The organism is Levilactobacillus tujiorum (genome assembly GCF_012641185.1).
In the GTDB taxonomy this organism is placed as follows: domain Bacteria; phylum Bacillota; class Bacilli; order Lactobacillales; family Lactobacillaceae; genus Levilactobacillus; species Levilactobacillus tujiorum.
In genome coordinates this window covers 24,961-34,036 of record NZ_JAAXLK010000028.1, presented here as the reverse complement: position 1 = coordinate 34,036, position 9,076 = coordinate 24,961, and the positions used below count along the sequence as shown (strand labels likewise).

The 9,076-nt window shown below is 48.9% G+C and carries 8 protein-coding genes; 1 reads left to right on the top strand and 7 read right to left on the bottom strand.

Translation table 11 applies throughout. The features are described 5' to 3' along the window. Positions 1–276 precede the first annotated feature (276 nt). The 4 genes from HF569_RS11390 to recX form a co-directional block, all read right to left on the bottom strand. Positions 277–1,389 (bottom strand): AI-2E family transporter, encoded by a 1,113-nt coding sequence (locus HF569_RS11390; protein WP_168902515.1) that lies wholly within the window; start codon positions 1,387–1,389, stop codon positions 277–279. A gap of 159 nt (positions 1,390–1,548) precedes the next feature. Continuing rightward, entirely contained in the window at positions 1,549–2,100 is a 552-nt protein-coding gene (gene ntdP / locus HF569_RS11385; protein WP_168849950.1) for a nucleoside tri-diphosphate phosphatase, read from the bottom strand. Positions 2,101–2,883: 783 nt separating this feature from the next. After that, a complete protein-coding gene (locus HF569_RS11380; RefSeq protein WP_168902514.1) occupies positions 2,884–4,059 on the bottom strand; it encodes a serine hydrolase domain-containing protein in 1,176 nt (391 codons plus the stop codon). A 34-nt stretch (positions 4,060–4,093) separates the two neighbouring features. After that, entirely contained in the window at positions 4,094–4,894 is an 801-nt protein-coding gene (gene recX / locus HF569_RS11375) for a recombination regulator RecX (RefSeq protein ID WP_168902513.1), read from the bottom strand. Positions 4,895–5,090: 196 nt separating this feature from the next. On the opposite strand from recX, the gene HF569_RS11370 reads away from it, so the two are divergent. Next, entirely contained in the window at positions 5,091–5,537 is a 447-nt protein-coding gene (locus HF569_RS11370; protein ID WP_168902512.1) for a flavodoxin, read from the top strand. 365 nt (positions 5,538–5,902) lie between these two features. On the opposite strand, the gene HF569_RS11365 is transcribed toward HF569_RS11370, so the two are convergent. Genes HF569_RS11365 through wecB form a run of 3 tightly spaced genes read right to left on the bottom strand, consistent with a single transcriptional unit; the run spans position 5,903 to position 8,816 of the window. Further along, positions 5,903–6,814: a YihY/virulence factor BrkB family protein gene (locus HF569_RS11365; RefSeq protein ID WP_168902511.1), complete on the bottom strand. Its 912-nt coding sequence runs from the start codon at positions 6,812–6,814 to the stop codon at positions 5,903–5,905. A gap of 24 nt (positions 6,815–6,838) precedes the next feature. Beyond that, complete coding sequence (locus tag HF569_RS11360; protein WP_168850566.1) at positions 6,839–7,690, bottom strand: nuclease-related domain-containing protein; 852 nt, start codon at positions 7,688–7,690, stop codon at positions 6,839–6,841. Further along, complete coding sequence (gene wecB / locus HF569_RS11355) at positions 7,683–8,816, bottom strand: non-hydrolyzing UDP-N-acetylglucosamine 2-epimerase (protein WP_332870977.1); 1,134 nt, start codon at positions 8,814–8,816, stop codon at positions 7,683–7,685. Before wecB ends, HF569_RS11360 begins: the two co-directional genes overlap by 8 nt. Positions 8,817–9,076 lie beyond the last annotated feature (260 nt).

The following is a 9,076-nucleotide window of genomic DNA, read 5'->3' as shown; positions in this document are numbered from 1 at the left end:
TTATAATAATGATCGGATTCAAGGTAAGCTTGGGTATTTATCACCACGTGACTTTGAGCTAGCACAAGCAGCATAAAACGTTCCAACTTTTGGGGTACACGTCATCTTTCGTGACTCCAAATCGAGCGAGAAGACTGGTGCTCTTCCAGGCTGAAGCGTCCCCACAGCAGGCGGAATCCCTGGCAGCCGGAGTGCGACCAAATTACCCCAGTTTTATGATACTGGAATACGACAGAGATCACAGCTTTTAACCGCTAGTTTACTCAGCCGTTTGGTTCAGACCGACTTCTTCTCTGCATGCTCCAATTGCCAGATGCTGTACAGGTACTGCACCACCGTTTTGACCACGGCGTACAGCGGAATCGCTAGAATCATCCCCAGCAAGCCAGCAATATTCCCCGCCGCTAATAAAATAATGATGATCGTGAGCGGATGAATCTGTAGGCTCTTCCCAATGATGTTGGGGTAAACCAGGTTACCATCAATCTGCTGGACCACCACAACCACAATAATCACGTAAATGATCAGGCTGGTACTCGTGGCAAACGCCACAATCAGCGCTGGTAAAATCCCAATGTACGGGCCCACGTATGGAATTAAATTACAGATTCCGGCAAAGAAGCCGAGGAGCAACGCATACTTTTCACCCACAAAGAAGTAGCCAATTGCCGTAAAACTCCCAACGAATAAACACTCAACAATTTGGCCGCCCACGTAACGGGCAATCGTATGGTTCATTCGACTTAATAATTCGGCCGTCTGTTCACCGTGCTTGCTAGGCAACCACCGGCGGATTGCGGGCATGAATTTGTCGCCATCCTTTAGCATGTAGAACAGCATCACGGGAACGGTCACCGCCGTTACTGTAACCGTGGTGACGGTCCCAATGATACTGCCGATGCCACTAGTCAACCCACTCATAAAGCTCTGCGCATACTTGGATAACGCCGCCTGCAATTGCGTGAGGTATTTCGAAAAATCAATGTCTTTCAACAGCGGATGATTGATTAACTTATTCAATACGGCTTCACTGGACTTGGCAAAATCTGGGATGTTGCCAACTAACGTGGTGACCTGACTCACTAACCGCGGAATTAACCACATGGCGCCAGCGACCAGGACCAACACTAACAGTAAGAACACGATCGCCACTGCGCCAGTGCGGTTGATCCGCAACTTCTTCCAACGCACCTTTTCTAGCAACTTAACAACTGGGTTAAGCAGATAAAATAGGATACCCGAAATCAACATCGGGGCAAAAATCGTGGAAAGAAAAATACCAATCGGCGAAAAAAGAAAACTAATCTGTGTACAAACCCAGATCAGTGCTGCGACAATCAACAATTCTACGGACCAAAACATCAGCCGTGAATTTGCCACCCACTTCATAGACAAGGCCCCCTTCGTTAAGACTTCATCTGCTCGCTGAGATGGTGACCCGTGCTGGCTACCAATCCCGGCGACGCTATATTTTCTAAAAAAAGGAGCGAGCCACGAATGACTTGCTCCTGGTGATGCGGAAGACAACTCTTACAGGTCTGCGCCGCACTAGTTTGAGCGACGTAACAGTTCCTGATACCGTTGATACCAAAGATCGACATAGGCTTGGGAGAAGGGCCCTTTATGATGATTAATCCAGTCGACGAGCGTCAAAACGTTTGCCTTTAAGATGCGATCGGTCTCCTTACCGTACTGCCAGCGTTGACTGAAATCTTGGTATTCATCAACGTCGAGCAGGCGTTTTTCACCATCGGGGAAGACCTTCACGTCGAGATCATAATCAATGTATTTAAGCGCCTCTTTATCCAAAACGTATGGGGAAGCCAAATTACAGTAATACGACACCCCATTATCTCGAATCATTGCAACAATGTTAAACCAATAATGCTTGTGGAAATAAACGATAGCGGGTTCTCGAGTCACCCACCGCCGCCCATCGTCTTCCGTGACCAACGTGTGATCATTTACGCCGATGAGGGCATTTTCGCTTGTTTTGAGTACCATCGTGTCGCGCCAAGTTCGATGCAAACTTCCGTCGTGCTTGTAGCTTTTGATCGTAATGAAGTCGCCTTCCTTAGGTCCTCTAGCTTCGCGCGTCATGTATTAACCCTACTTTCTAAGTAACGGGTAACTATAAAAATTCATTCAATATTATACCAGATTCAGCCTTATTATTGAATAGGCAGTATTCGATTCCTGAACAAAATCCCGCGGATTGAAAGGACTATACTCTTTGCCAACGCTTGATCGACAAGGATTGTAGTCTGAAAAGTAGGCTAAACCCATCACCTGCGGCTGTCAGAGATTCCGCCTGCTGCGGGGAACGCCTGCGGCCTGAGAAGCGGTCCTCCGGCTCGGTTGGAAGCCCGAAAATTCACCGGTCTCCCAACGCGTCCCACGCTGTAAGCCGAGAATCGGCTAACACCGTCGACACAGCTGACTCCATCTCTGCCCTCCTCCGGTTAAGCTAGTCTTTGACTAACAAATTGGTTTAAACGCTCGTCACGTCAGCATTCAGACAATAGTAACTGACAACAATCACGTAGCCGTGAGTGAGCCAAATTTGAGCTCAGCCGTGGGATTTACCAAGTGGTTCTCTTGGTAAATGGCGACTTTGAGACGTGATTTTTCGGCTCAAAGCGAGGCCTAAGACCGCCCTATGGCTTAGGCCGTCCTCCCCACAGCGATCCAGCCCAAATTTGGCGAACGGCAAGACGGCAGAGATTATCTGTTTATCTATTTTTTAATCATTCAAGTGTAATGCCACGACCTTTACAGAGCCCTTTTAAGTTTCAACCTTTAGACAAACGAAAATAACCAATCAAAAACAGGTTGTTCCGCGACCCATCGTTGGGTCAAGCACGTTACAACCTGTTTTCTGAGCTATTTGCCTAATTCACCTGACTGCAATAAATTCCAAATCTGAATGGCCGGTGTTTGTGACAATTGGTTCACACGATAGTAGTTACTCAGTAGAACCACGCCATCCGTGCCATCCTTACTGAGCAGCGTGGTCGCTTCATAACCATACGCTAATCCATGCGTCCGGATATAGCCAGGGTAGACGTACATCCCCCCGCCATACATCGACGCGGTCCCCGGTGCTAACAAGACATTCACATCGTTGGCCGGGTACAGTTTGCCTTGTAACATATTCCGCTGAGCCGTGTAGAGATCCCGCGCAGACATGTAGACCTGACCCGTCCCAAATTGATAGTACATCGACTGCTTCGATTCGCCGAACCGCGACCCATAATTGGCCGTCACATCGGCGTTGTTAGCGTTCTGATATCCCCGTGAATAGGTCGCCTGATCCGCCATGTTGAAGACAAAACCCGTGTGTTTCAAGTTCCAAGCACGCGTGATGTTGGTGGTGAAATAGTGCCGGTAGCTTTGATGACTCACTTTTTCAATAATCCCTGACAGCAACATAAAGTTTACCGGCGAATAATCCCACTTGCCAATCTGAGATGGCCGGCTGACAACATTGGCCAAAATGAACCTAATCATGCCCTGTTCCGAGTGTAAATTATCGGGAAAGGCAGACAAAGTTAGCCCACTCTTCATATCCAGCATATCACGCAAGGTAATGCTGTTGGCACCAGCGATGGTGGGGTAATACTTAGACAGCGGATCCGTCAGATTCAGCTTACCCTCACTGGCTAATTTCATAATCAGCCCCGCCGTAAAGGACTTCTGTACGGAGGCTAATTGGTAAACGCTGTGGGCCCCGTTCTTCTTATGCGCTGCAGCGTCCGCATAGCCCCAGCCCTTTTGGTAGATCACCTGATTATGATGGACGACTAGCGCCGTGCCGACAAACCGGTTGGCCCGCAGCACGGCATCAATCTCCCGCGTCGCCGGTGTTTGTTGTGGCTTGGCCGCCACCTTCTTCACGACTGGCTTCTTTTTAGGCTTGACGCGGCGGACCACGTGACTACTCGTCGCCTTCGGTTCAGCCTGCGTCTTCGCTTGATCGTTAAACCACCAAGCCAAGCCCCCACTGAGCCCCAGTACCGTTGCAAACGCTAAAATTGTTCCCCATGTTTTAGACGTCATGCTTACTCCCCCTTACACTTATCCTCCGATGACCTTAGTCGACCGATTCCCCAAAATCAGCTAACCACTGGCTAATATCATCCAGTTTGAACCCCTTACGATAGAGTGCCTGTTTCGTTTTATATTGCCGTTCAGACTCACTTAACGCGCGGTAACGATGCCACAACTTTTCCCCTTGTTTCGCCAGTAATGCGCGCTGTTCGTCTACATCTGGTGTCAAATCAACGGCGTCCAGCATCGTTTTGATGGCATCCCCACCAAAGCCACGTGTCATCAGGCCTTGCCGTATCTTCTGTTCGCGGTTCCGGGTGGAATTGTGCTGATAGCGTTTTGCCAACTTCTGGGCAACCGCCGTCCCCACGGCCAGTTGCTCTGCTGGTGTGAACAGCACCAACGCATCATCAATGACTTTCTCCCCCACACCTTTTTGTCGCAAATGTTGTCGAATCACCCGCGGGCCTTTATCTCCCGTGTGCATCATCGTCCGCACATAACTCGCCGCATAGTGGGCATCGTCAACCAACGAAAAGTCCCGTAACTTCTTCAGTGTCTGTTCGATCGTGTCTTCCGGTATCTCCAACGTCGTCAACTTATCCTGCACTTCTTTTTCCGTGCGCAACTGGTGAGACAGATAATCCAGCGCCCGGTTATAAGCCTTCGCAACATCATCCGCGGCCGTTAGCCGTTCTTCCAATTCCTTATCAATTTCCATGCCTTTGTATAAGCGAAAATCAACGAGAACACTATCACTAACGGGGAAAGCATAGTGCCCATCCACATAAATGTTAAAGCGGCCACTGCGTTTCTGAGCTTCAATCATGGTAATTACGGCCATTCAGGTCACATTCCTTTCTCGTCTTATGTCATCATTCTACCAGTTCTGGCTTTAAGGTGGCGTTTCCAACTGCACTTTAGTTAGTCAATCATCTTTTCGCTAAGCTCACCGTTGCTTGACCCAACCTTCCCTAGTCATCATTGCTATGGCCTGCTATAATTAACCACAATTAATAGGACTAAAGGAGTGAGTAGCTTTGCCAACAGCACACGTGGTCTTTGCCACGATCACTGGCAATAACGAAGATGTGGCCGATATCGTCACGGAAAAGCTTGAAGAATTAGGTTGTCAGGTTAAAGAAACTGAAATCTCGCAGACCGATGCCGCTGAATTTCAACAGGCAGATATCTGTGTGGTCTGCGCCTACACGTATGACGAAGGGTCCCTCCCTGACGAGGGCTTGGATTTCTATGATGATTTGCAGGCGCTTGATCTCCACGGTAAAGTCTTCGGCGTGGCTGGTTCGGGCGATACCTTCTACGGTGACTTCTACAACACGACCGTTGACCACTTTGAGCAAGCCTTCAAATTAACCGGTGCTACCCAGGGGGCCGCCAGCGTCAAAATCAACTTAGAGCCTGACCAAGTCGCTATCGACCAACTCGACGCCTTCGCCAGCCAACTGGTCGCCCAGGCGTCTTAATCAGATATGGATGAAAGCTGCCGCCTTACCGTTCGCCAAATTTGGACTGGAACGCTGTGGGCAGGACGGGGCAAGCCACAGAACGGTCTTGCCCCTCGCTTGAAGCCGCAGAACACGTCTTCAAGTCGCCATTTTCAAGTAGATCACTTGAAAATCCCACGGCTGAGTCCAAATTTGACTCACTCACGGCTACGTGGATAACATCAACTACTGTTGCCTAGGCACCGTGTCAGCCGTGAGGTCGGCCGATAAGGCGCCAATCACCACCACGTTGCCTCTGGTGGTGACTTGAAATCTTGGGACTTTTAGAAAAGCTACGATGAATCAACTTGCCAAAGTTGGTTTATCGTAGCTTTTTAGTTGGGTTATTTGTCCTTAGTGTTCCGTTTCAAACGGTTACGGAGAATATACGTGAATACAGCTTGCTCCTCAATGGTGCCTTCCACCAGATCTTGAATCGCCGCGTTCAAGACGGCGCCAAACATCAAGATGAGCGCCGTGAAATCTAGCCAAAACATGAGCACAATAAATGTCCCGATGGTCTTATAACTGTCGATATTGTGGACAAAGAATTTCAAATACCAGCTAAAGGCTTGTGATAATAGCAGCCAGCCTAGCGTCGCCGTGAGGGCCCCTGGCCAAACATAACGCACCTTCAGTTTCACACTGGGGACAAAGTAAAATAGAATCATCAGGATAAAGAACGTCATGATAAATGTAACCGGCCATTTAGCCGCGTTAACGTAGGATAACAGTTGCGTGGGTAGGTGTAGCAGTGGGGTGAGTCGTTCCAACACAATCTGTCCCACACTGAAGAACAGCATCATTAAGAACAGAAAGGCAATCAATGCCACCATCCAAAAGAAAGCCACAATACGGTTCACGATCGCATTTTGCTTGCGCATGACCCCGTAAGCCCCGTTGACCGTCCGTTGAAAAGCCGCAACGGCCCGTGATGACGACCAGATAGCCACAATTACCCCAATTGACAAGACACTCCCATTTCGATTGTTTAAAAATGAATGAATGATGGGCGCCAAAATATCATAAATATTATCCGGCAAGAATGGTTCGATGCCATCCATAACCGTACTCGTCTCAATATGGAAAAATGGCAACAGACTAGCCAAGACTAGCAACGCAGGAAACAACGATAATAGCGTATAGTAGGCTAATACAGCTGCCGAATCGGATACGTTCGCCATTTGATAATGTTTACTGATGGTTTGGATAATCCGGTTAATCCCCGCCAGATGCGGTCGCCATTTCTTCCACACGAGTTGTGGCCCCCTTCATAGCCTCTAGAACGATCCGTAATCCTCAGCAAATTTCAAGGTTCCAATCATCTTTTCTAGAGTCTTTCTACTAAACCGTACCCGCTTAGCCTGGCGGAACGTCTCGATAAACGTCGCCAAATCATCATAATTCGCCACTGCTGTGCAGTTATAGGCGTCGTGGGGATTGAGTTTGGTCTTATTACCCACAACGAGTGAATTGCTATGCGTATAACGGTCGTAATAATTATAGTAAACCAACGGCTTAACAAAGTCGATCATCCGTTCATTTTTGTTTTCCAGTTGGCGGTGCATCGTAATTTCACTGTTAATATAGCGCACCAATAGCTTTGATGATAACTCAGCCTGCGTTGCCGGGTTACTGATCCCCGTATGCAACGTGATCGACCGTTGACCGCGCCCTTCTTGCTCCAGACTCATCGTGTAGCCCTGAGTTAATGATTCATTTTCTTCCGATAAGTTTGGGAGGAAGAAACGATCCAGGTGACTCGCTAAGGCCTTCGGGACTTCCTTCTCCCGACCACTCAGGTTAACCCCAGAGAAGTCGTCCAAACTTGATGAAAAGATTTCCTCTGATAAGTCATGGAAGATCATCCCCCGCCAGTACTTGCTCTCAACATTGATAACCCCAAAAGATGTCATCAACAAATTATCAATCTGCATGACCCGCCAAGAATCACCATCGTTCATTTCCTGAGTCACCGGGTTCTTCACCTTATTGGCAAAATGAACATTCCGCAGAATCTTGTAGTCGAACCGTTCATGATGCTTAGCGGCCCGCTGGTGAATCTCACGCATAATTTCATATAATTGTTCGGTCGTCTTAATCTCGGCCCGGTCATACGCCGTCTCAGCCATTCGCATTGCCTCCATTTATTTTTTCTTGAATTGCAGCTAGAATGCGGTCTGCCGCATGGCCATCCCCGTATGGATTTTTAGCCTGTGCCATGCGGTCATAAGCCGCCTGATCCGTCAGCAAGCTTTCCATAGCTGCCGTAACCCGTTGCGGATCTGTTCCGACTAATTTTAGCGTGCCACTCGTCACGCCCTCTGGCCGCTCCGTGGTATCCCGCAAGACCAGCACTGGCTTATTCAGCGATGGCGCTTCCTCTTGGACCCCACCGGAATCCGTCATGATAAAATAACTCTTCGCGGACAGATTGTGGAAATCCACCACATCCAGCGGGTCGATCAAGTGAATCCGTTCCATGCCGCCCAATTCTTCATGTGCTACCTGTTGAACGGCTGGGCTCAAATGCACGGGATAAATGACCTCAACGTCGGGATGGGCCTCTACCTCCGCACGAACCGCTTTAAAGACGGCGTGCATGGGTGCCCCCTGATTCTCGCGCCGATGCATGGTCAGGAGAATTAGCCGATGACCGGGTTGGATCTGATCCAGTACAGCATGGTGATAATTCTGATCAACCGTCTGCTTCAACGCATCAATGGCCGTATTTCCCGTCACGTAAATATTTTCCAGAGGATGCGCCTGCTTCAACAGGTTGTCCTTCGACAATTCCGTCGGGGCAAAATACAAGTCACTCAAAATATCGGTCAACTGCCGGTTCATTTCCTCAGGGTATGGCGAATACTTATCCCAAGTCCGCAGCCCCGCTTCAACGTGGCCAAGCATGGTCTGATGGTAGAAGGCACTGACACTGGCTGCAAACGTGGTGGTCGTGTCACCGTGGACCAACACGATATCCGGCTGAGCTTCCGTTAGCACATCATCCAATTGATTCAAGACCCGCGTCGTAATCCCACTCAGCGTTTGTTGGGGCCGCATGATATTGAGATCGTAGTCCGGGGTAATCTTGAAGATCGCCAACACTTGATCCAGCATTTCTCGATGTTGGGCCGTCACCACCGTAATCGGGGTAAACTCCGCCGGTCGCTGCTGCATCGCTAGGATGATCGGCGCCATTTTGATTGCTTCTGGACGGGTTCCAAACACCGTCATTACTTTAATTGGTTTTGTCACTATATTTCCTCCAAATTATCGCTGCCTAATTACGGTCAATTATAGCAGACACACGGCCGCTTGTGCTTTGAAACGTCAACAATTTTGTCGCGGCTTTCCGTTTCGACCTCGGCCTACCAGAACTGTCAAAATACGAATTATTTCAATTGCCGACTACTTAAGCCGAAATTAGTTCGATCCATCACTTAAACCGCTACCATCTCCGACTAACCGCCAACATTAGTTGTGACCCGTAACGTTTGCAACTATCTGTAAGCAAA